The 16,626-nt window shown below is 72.5% G+C and carries 17 protein-coding genes and 1 pseudogene; 12 read left to right on the top strand and 6 right to left on the bottom strand.

Translation table 11 applies throughout. From position 1 onward, the window contains the following. The first annotated feature begins 32 nt into the window (after positions 1-32). Positions 33-689 carry a TetR family transcriptional regulator gene (locus ACFW47_RS26885; protein ID WP_272590387.1) on the top strand — a complete coding sequence of 219 codons (657 nt, stop codon included), beginning with the start codon at positions 33-35 and terminating at the stop codon, positions 687-689. Here ACFW47_RS26885 and def read toward each other — a convergent pair. After that, positions 686-1,258 (bottom strand): peptide deformylase, encoded by a 573-nt coding sequence (def, locus tag ACFW47_RS26880; protein ID WP_386285410.1) that lies wholly within the window; start codon positions 1,256-1,258, stop codon positions 686-688. The two genes, ACFW47_RS26885 and def, sit on opposite strands and share 4 nt — an antisense overlap. Positions 1,259-1,426: 168 nt before the next feature. Between def and ACFW47_RS26875 the strand changes: the two genes are divergently transcribed. The 7 genes and pseudogenes from ACFW47_RS26875 (at position 1,427) to ACFW47_RS26845 (ending at position 7,587) form a co-directional block, all read left to right on the top strand. Beyond that, complete coding sequence (locus tag ACFW47_RS26875) at positions 1,427-2,665, top strand: MurT ligase domain-containing protein (RefSeq protein ID WP_073731312.1); 1,239 nt, start codon at positions 1,427-1,429, stop codon at positions 2,663-2,665. A gap of 23 nt (positions 2,666-2,688) precedes the next feature. After that, the gene (locus ACFW47_RS26870; RefSeq protein WP_386285412.1) at positions 2,689-3,417 is read left to right on the top strand and encodes a type 1 glutamine amidotransferase; all 729 of its coding nucleotides are present in this window, start codon (positions 2,689-2,691) and stop codon (positions 3,415-3,417) included. A gap of 176 nt (positions 3,418-3,593) precedes the next feature. Beyond that, positions 3,594-4,619: a 6-phosphofructokinase gene (locus ACFW47_RS26865; RefSeq protein ID WP_386285414.1), complete on the top strand. Its 1,026-nt coding sequence runs from the start codon at positions 3,594-3,596 to the stop codon at positions 4,617-4,619. 203 nt (positions 4,620-4,822) lie between these two features. Beyond that, entirely contained in the window at positions 4,823-5,773 is a 951-nt protein-coding gene (locus tag ACFW47_RS26860) for a cytochrome c oxidase assembly protein (RefSeq protein ID WP_386285416.1), read from the top strand. Between the two features lie 603 nt (positions 5,774-6,376). Next, positions 6,377-6,853, top strand: a complete 477-nt coding sequence (locus ACFW47_RS26855) for a hypothetical protein (protein WP_386285418.1) — start codon at positions 6,377-6,379, stop codon at positions 6,851-6,853. Positions 6,854-6,935: 82 nt separating this feature from the next. After that, positions 6,936-7,295: pseudogene (locus tag ACFW47_RS26850) on the top strand (septum formation family protein); the annotation flags it as partial. 121 nt (positions 7,296-7,416) lie between these two features. Continuing rightward, positions 7,417-7,587, top strand: a complete 171-nt coding sequence (locus ACFW47_RS26845; protein WP_019327487.1) for a membrane protein — start codon at positions 7,417-7,419, stop codon at positions 7,585-7,587. A gap of 27 nt (positions 7,588-7,614) precedes the next feature. Here ACFW47_RS26845 and ACFW47_RS26840 read toward each other — a convergent pair whose 3' ends face one another. Genes ACFW47_RS26840 through ACFW47_RS26825 form a run of 4 tightly spaced genes read right to left on the bottom strand, consistent with a single transcriptional unit; the run spans position 7,615 to position 11,713 of the window. After that, positions 7,615-8,820 carry a sensor histidine kinase gene (locus ACFW47_RS26840; RefSeq protein ID WP_386307445.1) on the bottom strand — a complete coding sequence of 402 codons (1,206 nt, stop codon included), beginning with the start codon at positions 8,818-8,820 and terminating at the stop codon, positions 7,615-7,617. Between the two features lie 8 nt (positions 8,821-8,828). After that, on the bottom strand, positions 8,829-10,559 hold the full coding sequence (locus ACFW47_RS26835) for a cation acetate symporter (protein ID WP_386285420.1): 1,731 nt from the start codon (positions 10,557-10,559) through the stop codon (positions 8,829-8,831). Positions 10,560-10,587: 28 nt separating this feature from the next. Continuing rightward, complete coding sequence (locus tag ACFW47_RS26830; RefSeq protein WP_386285422.1) at positions 10,588-10,947, bottom strand: hypothetical protein; 360 nt, start codon at positions 10,945-10,947, stop codon at positions 10,588-10,590. A 4-nt stretch (positions 10,948-10,951) separates the two neighbouring features. Next, positions 10,952-11,713, bottom strand: a complete 762-nt coding sequence (locus ACFW47_RS26825) for a LytR/AlgR family response regulator transcription factor (RefSeq protein ID WP_386285424.1) — start codon at positions 11,711-11,713, stop codon at positions 10,952-10,954. Positions 11,714-11,789: 76 nt separating this feature from the next. Here ACFW47_RS26825 and ACFW47_RS26820 point away from each other — a divergent pair, with 76 nt between their 5' ends. The 3 genes from ACFW47_RS26820 to rocD all read left to right on the top strand — a co-directional run bounded on the left by ACFW47_RS26820 (position 11,790) and on the right by rocD (position 14,461). Beyond that, positions 11,790-12,293: an Lrp/AsnC family transcriptional regulator gene (locus ACFW47_RS26820; protein WP_386285426.1), complete on the top strand. Its 504-nt coding sequence runs from the start codon at positions 11,790-11,792 to the stop codon at positions 12,291-12,293. Positions 12,294-12,419: 126 nt separating this feature from the next. After that, the gene (gene ddaH, locus ACFW47_RS26815; RefSeq protein WP_386285428.1) at positions 12,420-13,241 is read left to right on the top strand and encodes a dimethylargininase; all 822 of its coding nucleotides are present in this window, start codon (positions 12,420-12,422) and stop codon (positions 13,239-13,241) included. Then, positions 13,238-14,461 (top strand): ornithine--oxo-acid transaminase, encoded by a 1,224-nt coding sequence (rocD, locus tag ACFW47_RS26810; RefSeq protein ID WP_386307388.1) that lies wholly within the window; start codon positions 13,238-13,240, stop codon positions 14,459-14,461. The genes ddaH and rocD overlap by 4 nt, the downstream gene beginning before the upstream one ends. 13 nt (positions 14,462-14,474) lie before the next feature. On the opposite strand, the gene ACFW47_RS26805 is transcribed toward rocD, so the two are convergent. Next, positions 14,475-14,930, bottom strand: a complete 456-nt coding sequence (locus ACFW47_RS26805; RefSeq protein ID WP_386285430.1) for an RpiB/LacA/LacB family sugar-phosphate isomerase — start codon at positions 14,928-14,930, stop codon at positions 14,475-14,477. A gap of 141 nt (positions 14,931-15,071) precedes the next feature. Between ACFW47_RS26805 and proP the strand changes: the two genes are divergently transcribed. Continuing rightward, positions 15,072-16,586 (top strand): glycine betaine/L-proline transporter ProP, encoded by a 1,515-nt coding sequence (proP, locus tag ACFW47_RS26800; protein ID WP_386285431.1) that lies wholly within the window; start codon positions 15,072-15,074, stop codon positions 16,584-16,586. Positions 16,587-16,626 lie beyond the last annotated feature (40 nt).

The following is a 16,626-nucleotide window of genomic DNA, read 5'->3' as shown; positions in this document are numbered from 1 at the left end:
CGTCACCGAACGAGCACGGGTGGGGAGAGCACATGGACACCACACAGCGGACCGATCAGCAGCGGTCCGCCGACCGCAGACGGCGCGAGCTTCTGGAGGCCGCCGACCGGGTGGTGCTGCGCGACGGCCCGCAGGCCTCGATGAACGCCATCGCCGCCGAGGCCGGCATCACCAAGCCCATCCTCTACCGTCACTTCGGCGACAAGGGCGGACTCTACGCCGCCCTCGCGCAGCGGCACACCGACGCTCTCCTCTCCTCGCTGCGGGCCGCCCTGGACGCCCCGGCGGAGCGGCGCAGGCGCGTCGAGTCCACCCTGGACACCTATCTGGCGGCCATCGAGGCACGCCCGCAGGTGTACCGCTTCCTGATGCATCCGGCCGAGGGCGCCACCGCTCCGGGCGACCAGGCCGAGTCCGGCTTCGACGTCGGCAAGCACTCCGCGCCGCTGCTGCGCCGCATGGGCGAGGAGCTGGCCCAGGTCATCGAGGAACGCCTGGACGTCGGGCCGGGCACCCAGCAGCTGGCCCGGGTCTGGGGCCACGGGATCGTCGGCATGATGCACGCCGCCGGGGACTGGTGGCTGGGCGAACGCCCGTGCTCCCGGGCGGAGCTGGTGCGCAGTCTGGCCGACCTGCTGTGGGGCCGGCTCGCCGAGGCCGGGGACAAGGCGGGCGGTCCCGGGTTCTAGGCCCGCTCCTCCGCCCGCTCCGGCGCCCCGGCGCGCCCCCATGACGCCCTGGCCGCCCGCCGCAGCACCCGCCGCCTGCGCCATCCCGTGAGCCGGTCCACGTAGATGCCGCCCTCCAGGTGGTCGCACTCGTGCTGGAGGCACCGTGCGAAGAATCCCGTGCCGCGCACGGTGACCGGCTCCCCGGTCACCGTGAAACCCGCCACCACCGCCTCGTCGTGCCGCTCGGTCCCTGCTTCCAGCCCCGGCAGCGACAGGCAGCCCTCGGGTCCGCGCACCACCACGCCGCCGGTCTCCACCAGCCGCGGGTTCACCACGTGGCCGAGGTGGCGCTCGTCCTCGTCGTCCGGGCAGTCGTAGACGAAGACCCGGACCCGCTCGCCGATCTGGTTGGCGGCCAGCCCCACACCGCGCGCGGCGTACATGGTGGCGAACAAGTCCTCCACGAGCGCCGCGAGTTCCGGACCGAAGTCCGTCACCTCCTCGCAGGGAGCGTGCAGGACGGGATCGCCGAGGAGACTGAGGGGCCGGACGCGCCCGTGGGCGCCCGGGATGGAGCCGTGTCGCATGGCGGCAAGAGTAAGGTCCCAGTGTCCCCCGGCGGCGCGCGCCCACCGCCGGAGCCCCGTGGCCGGTGCCGCGATTCGGGAGTGCGAATGGATCTCGATAGGCTGAGGTCCCACCACGTGGCCGGTCAGGCTAAGGCGCGGCGCGTACGCAAGGAGGATCGAGAACTGATGGCAGGCAACTCGGACCCGCTCACGCCGCGGGCCAAGATCGCCGTGACCGCGGGCAAGGCGGTCGCGGCGGCATCTCGCGCCGCCGGGCGCGGCAGCGGTTCGGTGATCGGCGGCCGGGTCGCGCTGAAACTCGACCCCGATCTCCTCCACCGGCTCGCCGGGCACCTGGACGTGACCCTGGTCTCGGCGACCAACGGCAAGACCACCACGACCCGGCTCATCGCCGAGGCGCTCAAGGCGGCCGGCCCGGTCGTCTCCAACGCGCTCGGCGCCAACATGCCGGCCGGCATCACCTCGGCCCTCGCGGCCGGTTCGGAGGCCCGGTACGGCGTCATCGAGGTCGACGAGAAGTACCTCGTGGGCGTCGCCCAGGCCACCGAGCCGAAGTGCATCGCCCTGCTCAACCTCTCCCGCGACCAGCTCGACCGCGCCGCCGAGACCCGGATGCTCGCCGAGAACTGGCGCGAGGGCCTGGCCGGCTCCAAGGCCGTGATCGTCGCCAACGCCGACGACCCGCTGGTGGTGTGGGCCGCGTCCTCCTCCCCCAACGTGATCTGGGTCGCCGCCGGGCAGATGTGGAAGGACGACGCCTGGTCCTGCCCGTCCTGCGGCGGCGTGATGCAGCGTCCGGGCGACGACTGGTTCTGCGGTGAGTGCGGCTTCCGCCGCCCGACGCCGAGCTGGGCGCTCTCCGGCGACCACGTCCTGGACCCGCACGGTTCCGCCTGGCCGATCCACCTCCAGCTGCCGGGCCGCGCCAACAAGGCCAACGCCGCCTCGTCGGCCGCCGTCGCCGCCGTATTCGGGGTGCCGCCGCAGGTGGCGCTGGAGCGCATGTACCAGGTGCAGGCGGTCGCCGGACGTTACGACGTCGTCCAGTTCCAGGGCCGCGATCTGCGCCTGCTGCTCGCCAAGAACCCGGCGGGCTGGCTGGAGACCTTCTCCCTGATCGACCCGCCGCCGGCCCCGGTGATCCTCTCGGTGAACGCGCGCGGCGCCGACGGCACCGACACCTCCTGGCTCTGGGACGTCGACTACACCCGGCTGTCCGGCCACCCGATCTGCGTGATCGGCGACCGCAAGCTGGACCTCGCGGTGCGCCTGGAGGTCGCGAACCAGCAGTTCCAGGTGTGCGAGGACCTCGACCAGGCGGTGTCGCTGTGCCCGCCCGGCCGGATCGAGGTCATCGCGAACTACACCGCCTTCCAGGACCTGCGCCGCCGCGTCGGCAACTGACCGCGAGATTTCAGGGGACTTTCGTGAGCGACAACCAACTGCGGATCGTCTGGATCTACCCGGACCTGCTCAGCACGTACGGCGACCAGGGCAACGCCCTCGTCGTGGAACGCCGGGCGCGGCAGCGCGGCCTCGACGTGGCCCGGCTCGACGTGCGCAGCGACCAGCCGATCCCGACCTCCGGCGACATCTACCTCATCGGCGGCGGCGAGGACCGCCCGCAGCGGCTCGCGGCCGAGCGGCTGCGCCGCGACGGCGGTCTGCACCGGGCGGTGGAGAACGGCGCGATCGTCTTCTCCGTCTGCGCCGGCTACCAGATCCTCGGCCACGAGTTCATCAACGACCTCGGCCAGCGCGAGCCGGGCCTCGGCCTGCTCGACGTGGTCTCCACGCGCGGCGAGGGCGCCCGGTGCGTCGGCGACGTCCTCGGCGACATCGACCCGCGCCTGGGCCTGCCCCCGCTGACCGGTTTCGAGAACCACCAGGGCGTCACCCACCTCGGCCCCGGCGCCCGCCCGCTGGCCCAGGTCCGCTTCGGCAACGGCAACGGCACCGGGGACGGCACGGAGGGGGCGTACAACGACACCGTCTTCGGCACGTACATGCACGGCCCGGTACTGGCCCGCAACCCGCAGATCGCGGACCTGCTGCTGAAGCTGGCCCTCGACGTGAACGCGCTGCCGCCGACCGACGACCGGTGGTACGAAGCGCTGCGGGGCGAGCGGATCGCGGCGGCGCAGCAGCCCGCCTGACGGCTGCCGGAAGCCTGCTGGGACAGCCCGTCTGATGAGTCATCCGCACAGGTGAGCGGGCACGTCCAGTAGGCGGACGCACGGTTCGGTCCCGCCCCCCGATGCCGCTAGGGTGGCGGGGATCGAGCCGGACAGCGCGGTCCGGACCCGTGCCACTTGAGAAGGTATTTCGGGCTATGCGCATTGGTGTCCTCACGTCCGGCGGCGACTGCCCCGGCCTGAACGCCGTCATCCGGTCCGTCGTGCACCGTTCCGTCGTCGACCACGGCGACGAGGTCATCGGTTTCCGGGACGGCTGGAAGGGCCTCCTGGAGTGCGACTACCTCAAGCTCGACCTCGACGCGGTCGGCGGCATACTCGCCCGCGGCGGCACCATCCTCGGCTCCTCCCGGGTCCGTCCCGAGCACCTGAGGGACGGCGTGGAGCGCGCCCGCGGCCACGTCGAGGAACTCGGCCTGGACGCGATCATCCCGATCGGCGGCGAGGGCACGCTCAAGGCGGCCCGGCTGCTGTCCGACAACGGCCTGCCGATCGTGGGCGTGCCGAAGACCATCGACAACGACATAGCGGTCACCGACGTGACGTTCGGCTTCGACACCGCGGTCACCGTGGCCACCGAGGCCCTGGACCGGCTGAAGACCACCGCCGAGTCCCACCAGCGGGTGCTGATCGTCGAGGTCATGGGCCGTCATACCGGCTGGATCGCCCTGCACTCGGGCATGGCCGCCGGCGCGCACGCCGTCGTCGTTCCGGAGCGGCCCTTCGACATCGAGGAGCTGACCGCGAAGGTCGGCGAGCGGTTCTCGGCGGGCAAGCGGTTCGCGATCGTGGTCGCCGCGGAGGGCGCCAAGCCGAAGCCCGGCACGATGGACTTCGACGAGGGCGGCAAGGACGTCTACGGCCACGAGCGCTTCGCCGGGATCGCCCGCCAGCTCTCCGTTGAGCTGGAGGAGCGGCTCGGCAAGGAGGCCCGGCCGGTGATCCTCGGGCACGTGCAGCGGGGCGGGACGCCCACCGCCTACGACCGGGTGCTGGCGACGCGGTTCGGGTGGCACGCGGTGGAGGCGGTGCACCGGGGTGAGTTCGGGATGATGACGGCGCTGCGCGGGACGGACATCCGGATGGTGCCGCTCGCGGAGGCCGTGGCGTCGTTGAAGACGGTGCCGGATGCGCGGTACGCGGAGGCGGAGTGCGTACTGTGATCTCGCGGGGCCGTTGAGAGCTCGGGACACGAGGTTCGTCGCGGGCTGCGGACCGTGTGTGGTTGATCGCGCAGTTCCCCGCGCCCCTTTGGAGCGCGTTTCACTGCCCCCCGGTCACGAGTGTGGCCGGGGGCAGTTCTACGCTTGGCTTCGGACAAGCGGCGTTGAACCGCGCTCAACCCCCACGAAACAGGAGCCGGCGGATGGATCACAGCGGGCACGGCATGATGACGGATCTGCCGCCGTTCACGCTGGGGCGAGGTCTCGCGTGGTCGGCGGACCCCTTCTTCCTCATCGCCTGTCTCCTGGGACTGGCGCTCTACGGCTGGGGTGTCGTCCGGCTGACCCGGCGCGGCGACAAGTGGCCGGTCGGCCGGACCGTGTCGTTCGTCGCCGGTGTGCTGAGCGTGCTGCTGATGATGTGCACCAAGCTCAACGACTACGGCATGGTGATGTTCAGCGTGCACATGGTGCAGCACATGATCATCAGCATGGTGTCGCCGATCCTGCTGCTGCTGGGCGCGCCGATCACCCTGACCCTGCGCGCGCTGCCCACGGCGGGCCGTGGCCGCAAGGGCCCCCGCGAGCTGCTGCTGATGCTGCTGCACAGCCGCTACATGCGGATCATCACGCATCCCGCGTTCACCATCCCGCTGTTCATCGCGAGCCTGTACGCGCTGTACTTCACCCCGCTCTTCGACTTCCTGATGGGCTCCAAGGTCGGGCACATCGGGATGATGGTGCACTTCCTCGCCGTCGGGCTGGTGTTCTTCTGGCCGATCATGGGCGTGGACCCGGGCCCGCACCGGCCGGGCTACGTGATGCGGATGCTGGAGCTGTTCGCGGGCATGCCGTTCCACGCGTTCTTCGGCATCGCGCTGATGATGGCGTCCTCTCCCATGGTCGAGACGTTCCAGAACCCGCCCGCCTCGCTCGGCATCGACGCCCTGTCCGACCAGAACGCGGCCGGCGGCATCGCCTGGGCCTTCAGCGAGGTCCCGTCCGTGCTGGTGCTGCTCGCCCTGCTGTTCCAGTGGTACGCCTCCGAGGAGCGGCAGGCCCGGCGCACCGACCGAGCCGCCGATCGCGACGGTGACAAGGAACTCGAGGCATACAACGCCTATCTGGCCTCACTGAACACACGCGGCGGCTGAGCGGCGTCTTCGTTCAGTAGCATGTGGCGCGTCGGGGGGGCCGCCCGGGGGGAGCGGTATGACGCGTCATGCCTTTTCAGGCCAGGTGATCGCCGGTCGCTACGTGCTGTCGCGTCCGCTCGGTGACGGCCGTCCGGCGCGCGTGTGGCTCGCCCGGATCAGCGACTGGGCGGCGAGGTCGCGCTGCGGGCGGCCCGCGCCGGCTTACCGGACCTGCCGTCTCCTCGCGTCCATCCGCACGTGGCCACCGTCCATGACGTGGTGGAGCACGACGGCGCCTCGTGGCTCGTCATGGAGTACGTCCCCGATGCCGTCGGTCTGAGGGAGCTGGTGGGCCGGAGCGGGCCGCTGGCGCCCTGCCGAGTGCGCCCGGATCGGGCTCGCCGTGCTCGACGCGTGGGCCGCCGGGCACGAGCGGGGCGTGTCACCGGCGGGCGTCCTGCTGGCGCCGGACCGTGCGGGGACGCCGTACGGCCGGATTCTGCTGACGGGCCCCGGCACGGCCGCCCCGCTGGACGGTGGCGGTCTCCGCTCGCTGGGCCGCACGCTCCAGTACGCCGTCGAGGGCCGCGATCCCTCGGGCCGGGACCTGCCCGTGCCTCCGTGCGGGCCGGTGCGCTCGGACCGCTGCTGGAGAGGCTGCTCGCCGGTCCGCCGCCCCGCGCCGCGGTGGCCGAGGCGGAGGCGGAGCTGGCGTGGATCGTCACCCCGCAGACCGAGACGTACGTCCGGCAGCGGACCGACCCGGGATCGCAGCCGCCCTGGTCGGCGGCGCCCACGCCCGTCGCCGGGGCGGTCGCCCCGCACGGCGGGCACCGGCGGCCGCGTCCGCGCGCGCTGCGTGCCGCCCTGGCCGGCGGACTCGGTGTGCTGCTCGCCCTGGGCGGCGTCTGGTACGCCCTGGCCGACCGCCCGGCCGACGGGACCGGGGCGCCGTACGGCGGCGCCGTGGGGCTGGTGGCACCGCTGGAGGACGGGGACTGCGTGCGCGCCCGCTGGCCCGGCGGTACCCGGTTCGCGGGGCCCCGCGCCTCACCGTGGACGCGGACTGCCGGGACGGGACGCCCGACGGGCAGGTGATGGCGTTCGCGCCCGCCTCCTTCGCCCGGGAGGCCCGCGAGCTGGGGTCCGCGCGTTGTGGCCCCGGGAACTGGGGAGCCGGATGGCCGGAGTGCGGAGTGTGGCGGTCGTACCCGACGAGGACGGCTTCGAGACCGCCCGGCGGCGCACCGCCTGCCTGGTGCTGGGGGCGTACGGGCCGGTTTACGGGCCGCTGGGCCGGCACCGGGAGCCGGGGTCGGTGTTCGCGGACACCGCGACCATGCAGCGCCGGGACTGTCTGGACGTACGTTCCGCGCGGGAGGTCCGGCTGGTGTCCTGCGGCGGCCGGTACGACGCCCAGGTACTGGGCTGCACCCGGCTGGCCGCCGGTGTCACGCTCGCCGAGGCGCCCGCGGCGGCGGACGAGGCGTGCGCGCGGAAGGTGCCGCCGCGCGACTACGGGTTCGGCCCCTCCCTGCACGAGGCCGGGCCCCAGACGGCCGCGGGTTCCTGGAAATCCGGGTCACATCTGGTCCTCTGCACCGTACGGAGGCGGAACGGGGGCACTATGGAGGGGAACGGACCACGAGGAGGGTGTTGCGATGCCCGGTTCCACGGACAGTTCGACGAAGACGATGGGGGCGCTCACCATCGGAGGCCTGGTCGCGGTGACGGCCTACACGGTGGCGCTCGGGAGCAACGGCTGGCTGTGGTTCGGCTGGGTCGTGCTGGGGCTGATCACCGTGGGAATGGTCGCCACGCGCAGCGCCTGAGCCCCGCACGGGGACGTACACGCCGTCTCACTCGCGGCCGACGCGGCCCGCCGAGTGCACGCCCGGCTGGTATTTCGGCAGCCGGACGGTGATCTTCATGCCCGCGCCGACGGCCGTCTCGATGACGAGGCCGTGGTCGTCCCCGTAGACCTGGCGGAGACGGTCGTCGACGTTGGACAGCCCGATGCCGCCCGAAGGGCTGACCTCGCGCGCCAGGATGCGGCGCAGCAGGTCGGGGTCCATGCCGGCGCCGTCGTCCTCGATGACGACCAGGGCCTCGGCACCCGCGTCCTGGGCGGTGATCTGGATGCGGCAGCGGTCGGACTTGCCCTCCAGGCCGTGTTTGACGGCGTTCTCGACGAGCGGCTGGAGACAGAGGAAGGGCAGGGCGACCGGCAGCACCTCGGGGGCGACCTGGAGGGTGACGGCGAGGCGGTCGCCGAAGCGGGCCCGCACCAGCGCCAGGTAGTGGTCGATGGCGTGCAGCTCGTCGGCGAGGGTGGTGAAGTCGCCGTGCCGGCGGAACGAGTAGCGGGTGAAGTCGGCGAACTCCAGCAGCAGCTCGCGGGCGCGCTCGGGGTCGGTGCGGACGAAGGACGCGATCACCGCGAGCGAGTTGAAGATGAAGTGCGGGGAGATCTGGGCGCGCAGGGCCTTGATCTCGGCCTCGATGAGCCGGGTGCGGGACTGGTCGAGGTCGGCCAGCTCCAGCTGGACGGAGACCCAGCGGGCGACCTCGCCGGCCGCCCTGACCAGCACCGCGGACTCGCGGGGCGCGCAGGCGACCAGGGCGCCGTGGACGCGGTCGTCGACGGTGAGCGGGGCGACGACCGCCCAGCGCACCGCGCAGTCGGGGGTGTCGCAGGTGAGCGGGAAGGCCTCGCCGCGGCCGGTCTCCAGCGGACCGGCGAGGCGTTCCATGATCTCGGCGCGGTGGTGGGCGCCCGCGCCGTCCCAGGCCAGGACCTCCTCGAGGTCGGTCAGGCACAGCGCGTCCGTGCCGAGCAGGGAGCGCAGCTTGCGGGCGGACTTGCCGGCCGTCTCCCCGGTCAGACCGGCCCTGAGCGGGGGTGTGGCCAGGGAGGCGGTGTGCAGGGTCTGGAAGGTGGCGTGCTCGACCGGCGTGCCGAGCCCGCCCAGGTGCCGCGGGCGGGCCGTGCGGCGCCCCAGCCAGAAGCCCGCGGCCAGCAGGGGCAGCACGGCGACGGCCAGACCGGCCAGAAAACCGCTCACGGAGCCGCTCACGGGGACACCTCCTTGCGCAGTTCGTCCGCGCGCAGCTCCTCCGGCAGATGGAAGCGGGCCAGGATCGCCGCCGTCCCGGCCGGCACCCGCGCCGGGGTGGCCAGCGAGACCAGCACCATGGTGAGGAAGCCCAGCGGCACCGACCACAGCGCGGGCCAGGCCAGCAGCGCGTGCAGAGCGCCGCCGCCGCCCGGGAAGCCGCCCATGGTGGCCGCGACGGCGAGCAGCGCCGAGCCGCCGCCCACCAGCATCCCGGCCGCCGCACCGGGCGGGGTCAGCCGCCGCCACCAGATGCCGAGGACCAGCAGCGGGCAGAAGGACGAGGCGGAGACGGCGAAGGCCAGGCCCACCGCGTCGGCGACCGGCAGCCCGCCGACCAGGGCGCTCGCCGCCAGCGGCACCGCCATGGCGAGGACCGTGCCGAGCCGGAAGTGCGGCACGCCCCGGGACGGCAGCACGTCCTGAGTGAGGACGCCCGCGACGGCCATGGTCAGCCCGGAGGCGGTGGACAGGAACGCGGCGAAGGCGCCGCCCGCCACCAGCGCGCCCAGCAGGTCGCCGCCCACTCCCCCGATCACCCGGTCCGGCAGCAGCAGGACGGCGGCGTCCGCGTCGCCCGTGAGCGTCAGCTCGGGGGCGTACATGCGGCCGAGGGCGCCGTAGACGGGCGGCAGCAGGTAGAAGGCGCCGATCAGGCCGAGGACGGCGACCGTGGTGCGGCGGGCGGCGACGCCGTGCGGGCTGGTGTAGAAGCGGACCACCACGTGGGGCAGGCCCATGGTGCCCAGGAAGGTGGCGAGGATCAGGCCGTACGTGGCGTACAGCGGGCGTTCGGTGCGGCTCTCGGCCCGCGACGGCGACAGGGCGTCGTCGGCGCCGCGTCCGGCGGCCGGGACGGCGGCGTCCTTGGCGAAGGTCAGGCGGGTGCCGGCCTCGATGCGGTGGGTGCCGGCGGGCAGGTCGACCCGGGTGCCGTCGTGGGCGCGGCCGTCCACCGTGCCGTCGACGGTGACGGTGAGCGGCCGCTCCAGCTTGAGGGTGAGGGTGTCGTCGACCCGTACCGAGCGCTGCTCGCGGAAGGTGGCGGGTTCCTCGAAGGGGCGGCCGGGAGCGCCGTCACCCTGCCAGGCCAGCACCAGGAAGAGGGCGGGGACGAGCAGGGCGGTGAGTTTGAGCCAGTACTGGAAGGCCTGGACAAAGGTGATGGAGCGCATGCCGCCGGCCGCGACGATGGCGGTCACGACGACGGCGACGATCACCCCGCCGAGCCAGTCGGGCGCCCCGCTCAGCACGGTCAGGGTCAGTCCCGCGCCCTGGAGCTGGGGCAGCAGGTAGAGCCAGCCGACTCCGACGACGAAGGCCCCCGCCAGCCGTCGTACCCCCTGGGAGGCGAGCCGGGCCTCGGCGAAGTCGGGCAGCGTGTAGGCGCCGGAGCGGCGCAGCGGGGCGGCGACGAACAGGAGCAGGACGAGGTAGCCGGCGGTGTAGCCGACCGGGTACCAGAGCATGTCGGGTCCCTGGACGAGGACCAGGCCGGCGATGCCGAGGAAGGACGCGGCGGACAGGTACTCACCGCTGATGGCGGCGGCGTTCAGGCGGGGGCCGACGGTGCGGGAGGCGACGTAGAAGTCGGAGGTGGTGCGGGAGATGCGCAGGCCGAAGGCGCCGACGAGGACGGTGGCCACGACGACGAGGGCGACGGCGGGTATGGCGTAGCTGGAGTTCATGGTGCCTTCACGGCCTGGTCCGGCAGGGTCATCGGTCCTCGACCAGGCGCACGAAGTCGCGTTCGTTGCGCTCGGCGCGGCGCACGTACCAGCGGGCGAGGAGGACGAGCGGGGCGTACAGGCCGAAGCCGAGGACGGCCCACTCCAGGAGGCGGGCGTCGGGCATCGCCGCGAACAGCAGCGGCAGCGGCCCGACCAGGAGGCCGAGGACCGCGAGGGCGGCGAGGCCGGCCCGCAGCTGGCTGCGCATCAGGGAGCGGACGTAGGTGTGGCCGAGGGTGGTCTGCTCGTCGATCTCGGTGCGCGGGCGGTAGTAGCCCGAGGCGCGTCGCGTGCGCCTGGGCGGGCCGGTGACGGTGACGCGCCGCTCGGTGGGGTCCTGGGGCATGGACTCACGGCCTCCGCATGAGCAGGTCCCGCAGTTCGCGGGCGTGGCGGCGACTGACCTGGAGTTCCTCGGTGCCGACCAGGACGCTGACGCTGCCGGCGTCCAGGCGGAGTTCCCCGATGTGGCGCAGGGCGACGAGGTGGCGGCGGTGGATGCGGACGAAGCCGCGGGCGCGCCAGCGTTCCTCCAGGGTGGACAGGGGGATGCGGACGAGGTGGCTGCCCTTGTCGGTGTGCAGGCGGGCGTAGTCGCCCTGGGCCTCGGCGTGGGTGATGTCGTCGACGGGGACGAAGCGGGTGACGCCGCCGAGTTCGACGGTGATGTGGTCGGGGTCGGGTTCGTGCACGGGGATGCGCGGGGCCGGGGACGTCGCGGTGCCGCGGCGTTCGACGGCCCGGCGGACCGCTTCGGCCAGCCGTTCCCTGCGGACGGGTTTGAGCACGTAGTCGACGGCCTTGAGGTCGAAGGCCTGGACGGCGAAGTCCTCGTGAGCGGTGACGAACACGACCAGCGGCGGCCGGGCGAACCCGGTCAGCAGCCGGGCGAGGTCCAGTCCGTCGAGGCCGGGCATCTGGATGTCGAGGAAGACGACGTCGATGGCGTCCGGACCGTCGGGACCCGACTCCAGCGCCCGGTTGATGCGGCGGAGCGCCTCGGTCGCGTCGCCCGCGCCCTCCGCCGTGCCGATGCGGGGATCGGCGTTCAGCAGGTACACGAGCTCCTCGAGCGTGGGGCGTTCGTCGTCGACAGCCAGGGCGCGCAGCATGAAGGTGGAGTGTAGGAGCAATCCGTACGCCTGAACACGCCCCGACGTGGACGTATCCGCTGGATACAGTGCCCGCATGAACAGCAGGCCCAGCCCGTTCGACGAACTCGACCGGAAGATCGTCACCGCCCTGATGGCCAACGCCCGGACGTCCTTCGCCGAGATCGGCGCGGAGGTCGGGCTGTCCTCGACGGCGGTCAAGCGCCGGGTGGACCGGCTGCGCGAGACCGGCGTGATCACCGGGTTCACGGCTACGGTGCGGCCCTCCGCGCTGGGCTGGCGCACCGAGGCGTACGTCGAGGTGTACTGCGAGGGGGCGGCTCCGCCGAGGCGGCTGGCGGAGGTGGTGCGCGCCTATCCGGAGATCACGGCGGCGATGACGGTGACCGGCGGCGCGGACGCGCTGCTGCACGTGCGGGCGCGGGACGTGGAGCACTTCGAGGAGGTGCTGGAGCGCATCCGTGCGGAGCCGTTCATCCGCAAGACGATCAGTGTGATGGTGCTGTCCCACCTGATCCCGGACAGTCCGGAGGCGGGAGCCGGCCTCCTCGCCCCGGAGGGCGCATCAGACGTGCGCTGACCTGGCCGACAACGCAGCGATGGTGCGTGGACACGCAGCCTTCGTCGCTTGTCGGGCGCGGTCGCCGCTTCCTACCGTGGTGTCAACCCCCAGTCACACACCGTGAGGAAGCGGAGGTACCCCTCTGTGCCCGAGAACCGTGTGCCGCGCCGGCGGCGCTTTCTGGTCTGCGAACCCAGACACTTCGCCGTGCAGTACGCGATCAACCCGTGGATGAGCACCGGCCGACCGGTCGACGTCATCCGCGCCCTGGACCAGTGGCAGGCACTGGTCGACGCCTACCGGGCCCACGGCCACACCGTCGACACCGTCGCGCCGGTGCCGGGCCTGCCCGACATGGTCTTCGCCGCGAACTGCGCGGTCGTGGTGGAGGGCCGGGTCTTCGGCTCCCGCTTCCACGCGCCCGAGCGCCGGGGCGAGTCCGTGGCCTACGAGGCGTGGTTCAAGACGGAGGGCTTCGAGGTCCAGCATCCGGAGGCGGTCTGCGAGGGCGAGGGGGACCTGGTCCCGGCCGGGCGGTGGATCCTGGCCGGCACGGGCTTCCGCACGACCCCCGAGGCGCACCGCGAGGCGCAGGAGTTCTTCGGCGTGCCGGTGGTCTCGCTGACGCTGGTGGACCCGTACTTCTACCACCTGGACACGGCGCTGTTCGTCCTCGACGACGAGAACGTGGCGTACTACCCGGGGGCCTTCTCGCCCGGCAGCCGTGAGGTGCTGGAGCGGCTGTACCCGGACGCGGTGATCGCCACCCGTGAGGACGCCATGGCGTTCGGGCTGAACTCCGTCAGTGACGGACGCAACGTGTTCATCGCCCCCGGGGCCGGGGAACTCGCCGACCGGCTCAGCGACCGCGGCTACGTCCCCGTCCCCGTCGACCTGTCCGAGTTCCACAAGGCCGGTGGCGGCATCAAGTGCTGCACCCAGGAGATCCGGGAGTCCCGCTCATGACCGCACCCGTCCGCACCACCCGCGGCTCCGAGGAGCTGATCCGCGCCGAGGAGCCCGTCCTCGCGCACAACTACCACCCGCTGCCCGTCGTCGTGGCCCGCGCCGAGGGCGCCTGGGTCGAGGACGTGGAGGGCCGCCGCTACCTGGACATGCTGGCCGGGTACTCCGCGCTCAACTTCGGCCACCGCCACCCGGCGCTGATCGACGCCGCCCACCGCCAGCTGGACCGGCTCACCCTCACCTCCCGCGCCTTCCACAACGACCGGCTGGCGGGCTTCGCCGAGCGGCTGTCCGCGCTGACCGGCACGGACATGGTGCTGCCGATGAACACGGGAGCGGAGGCCGTGGAGAGCGGCATCAAGGTGGCCCGCAAGTGGGCCTACGACGTCAAGGGCGTCCCGGCCGACCGGGCGACGATCGTGGTCGCGGCGGACAACTTCCACGGGCGCACGACGACGATCGTGAGTTTCTCGACGGACGAGACGGCCCGCGCCAGCTTCGGCCCCTTCACGCCCGGTTTCAAGATCGTCCCTTACAACGACCTGGCGGCGCTGGAGGCGGCGGTCGACGGGACGACGGCGGCGGTGCTGATCGAACCGATCCAGGGCGAGGCGGGCGTGAACATCCCGGACGACGGCTACCTGGCGGGCGTGCGGGAGCTGACGCGCCGGGCCGGGTGCCTGTTCGTCGCCGACGAGATCCAGTCGGGCCTCGGCCGCACGGGGCACACGCTCGCCGTCGAGCACGAGTCGGTGGTGCCGGACGTGGTCCTGCTCGGCAAGGCGCTGGGCGGCGGCATCGTGCCGGTGTCGGCGGTCGTCGGCAGCCGGGAGGTGCTGGGTGTACTGCGTCCGGGTGAGCACGGCTCGACGTTCGGCGGCAATCCGCTGGCGGCCGCGGTGGGCACGGCGGTGGTGGAGCTGCTGGAGACGGGAGAGTTCCAGCGCCGGGCGACGGAGCTGGGCACCGTGCTGCGCGAGGGCCTGGCGGCCCTGGTCGGCAAGGGCGTGGTCGGCTTCCGGGCGCGCGGGCTGTGGGCGGGCGTCGACGTCGACCCGGCGCTCGGCACCGGCCGCGAGGTCAGCGAGCGGCTGATGCGCGAGGGCGTCCTCGTCAAGGACACCCACGGTTCGACGATCCGGCTGGCCCCGCCGCTGACGGTCACGGGTGAGGAACTGGAGGGCGCGCTCGGGACCCTGGAGAAGGTCCTGACGTCCTGAGGACGCGCGGGAGTCACGGAGCGGTTCGGCCCCGGTCGAGCCGCTCCACGTGCGTCACGTTGGCCCGGTCCTCGGGATCCTCGCCGGGCGCGCCCGCGAACCAGGCGTCGAGGATCTCCCCCAGCAGCGGCGCCGAGGTCAGGCGCAGGCTGAGGGCGAGCACGTTGGCGTCGTTCCAGCGGCGGGCGCCGTCCGCCGTGTAGGCGTCGGTGCACAGGGCCGCCCGTACGCCCGGCACCTTGTTGGCCGCGATCGACGCGCCGGTGCCGGTCCAGCAGCACACCACGGCCTGGTCGGCGGTCCCGTCGGCGACCTCGCGCGCGGCCCGCTCGGAGCACACCGCCCACCGGGCGTCCGCCCCGGGTTCCAGGGCGCCGTGGGTCAGCACCTCGTGTCCGCGTCCGCGCAGCTCCTCGACGAGGAGGCGGGCCACGGGTTCGTCCATGTCGGAGGAGACGGAGATCCGCATGTGCGAAGCCTAATGGGCCGCTCCTCACCTCATCGGCTCAACCACATGACTGACGTCACGGCCATACCCAGGATGATCGGGGGAACGGGTACGAGCTGAGAATCGTACGACCGAGCAGTGCCCCGCCAGGGGTGTCTGCACGTGGAAAGGGAGGCCGCCACGTCCCCCAACGAGAACGGCCAGGAATCCGACGCCGCGGCGGTCCGCCGCCACCCGGCCCTGTTCCGGGCCATCAGGCGCCGGCAGAACCCCCGACTGCGCCGGTCGGACATCACGGTCACGGACGAGGCCGCGGTCAAGAGGGCCGTGAAGGCGGCCTCGCTCGGCAATGCCATGGAGTGGTTCGACTTCGGCATCTACGCCTATCTGGCGGGCACCATCGGCCGCGTCTTCTTCCCGTCCGGGAGCGACACGGCGCAGCTGCTCTCCTCGTTCGCCACGTTCGCCGTGGCGTTCCTGGTGCGCCCGCTCGGCGGCATGGTCTTCGGGCCCATGGGCGACAAGATCGGCCGCAAGAAGGTGCTGGCGCTGACGATGATCCTCATGGCGATCGGCACGGCCGCCATCGGACTCATCCCGAGCTACGACTCCATCGGCTTCTGGGCCCCGGTCCTGCTGATCCTGTTCCGCCTGCTCCAAGGCTTCTCCACGGGCGGCGAGTACGGCGGTGCCTCCACCTTCATCGCCGAGTACGCGCCGGACAAGCGGCGCGGGTTCTTCGGCAGCTTCCTGGAGCTGGGCACACTGGCCGGGTACACCGGCGCCGCCAGTCTCGTCACCGGCCTCACCGCCTGGCTGGGCAGCGACACCATGGACGCCTGGGGCTGGCGCATCCCGTTCCTGGTCGCGGCGCCGCTCGGCATCGTCGGTATCTACCTGCGGCTGAAGCTGGACGACACGCCCGCCTTCCTGAAGCTGGAGGACTCCAACGTCCACATCTCGGAGGCGGCGACCGCGGTGGAGACCACCGCGCGGGGCGACCTCGCGAAGATCTTCCGCACGCACTGGCGCATGCTGATCCTGTGCATCGCGCTCGTCGGCGCTTACAACATCACCGACTACATGCTGCTGTCGTACATGCCGACATATCTGTCGGACGAGCTGCACTACAGCGAGAGCCACGGCCTGATGATCCTGGTCGCGACCATGGTGCTGCTGATGCTGATCATCAACCAGATCGGCCGGCTGTCCGACCGCTTCGGCCGCAAGCCGCTGCTCATGACCGGGATGATCGGCTTCTTCGTCCTGTCCGCCCCGGCCTTCGTGCTGGTGCAGGAGGGCAGTCTGCTCGCCGTCTCGGCCGGCATGCTGATGCTCGGCCTGTCCCTGGTCTGCCTGCTCGGCACGATGTCGGCGGCGCTCCCGGCGATGTTCCCGACCAACGTCAGGTACGGGTCCCTGTCGGTCGGCTACAACCTGTCGGCCTCCCTGTTCGGCGGCACCACGCCGCTGGTCATCACCGCCCTGATCAGCGTGACCGGTTCCGACATGATGCCCGCGTACTACGCCATGGCCGCGGCCCTGGTCGGTGTCGTGGCGGTGGCCTGCATGAAGGAGACGGCGCAGCAGCCCCTGGAGGGTTCCCCGCCCTCGGTGCAGACCGACGAGGAGGCGGCGGAGATCGTCGAGGCCCAGGCGCCGACGCCGAAGTTCTGAGCGGGCGTCGTGAGGCGGTGGGGGCACGTGGTGCCCCCAC

It is taken from the genome of Streptomyces sp. NPDC058796, assembly GCF_042745235.1.
Classification (GTDB): Bacteria; Actinomycetota; Actinomycetes; order Streptomycetales; family Streptomycetaceae; genus Streptomyces.
Note: the sequence above shows the minus strand (reverse complement) of the source record. Positions and strands in the feature narration are given on the sequence as shown.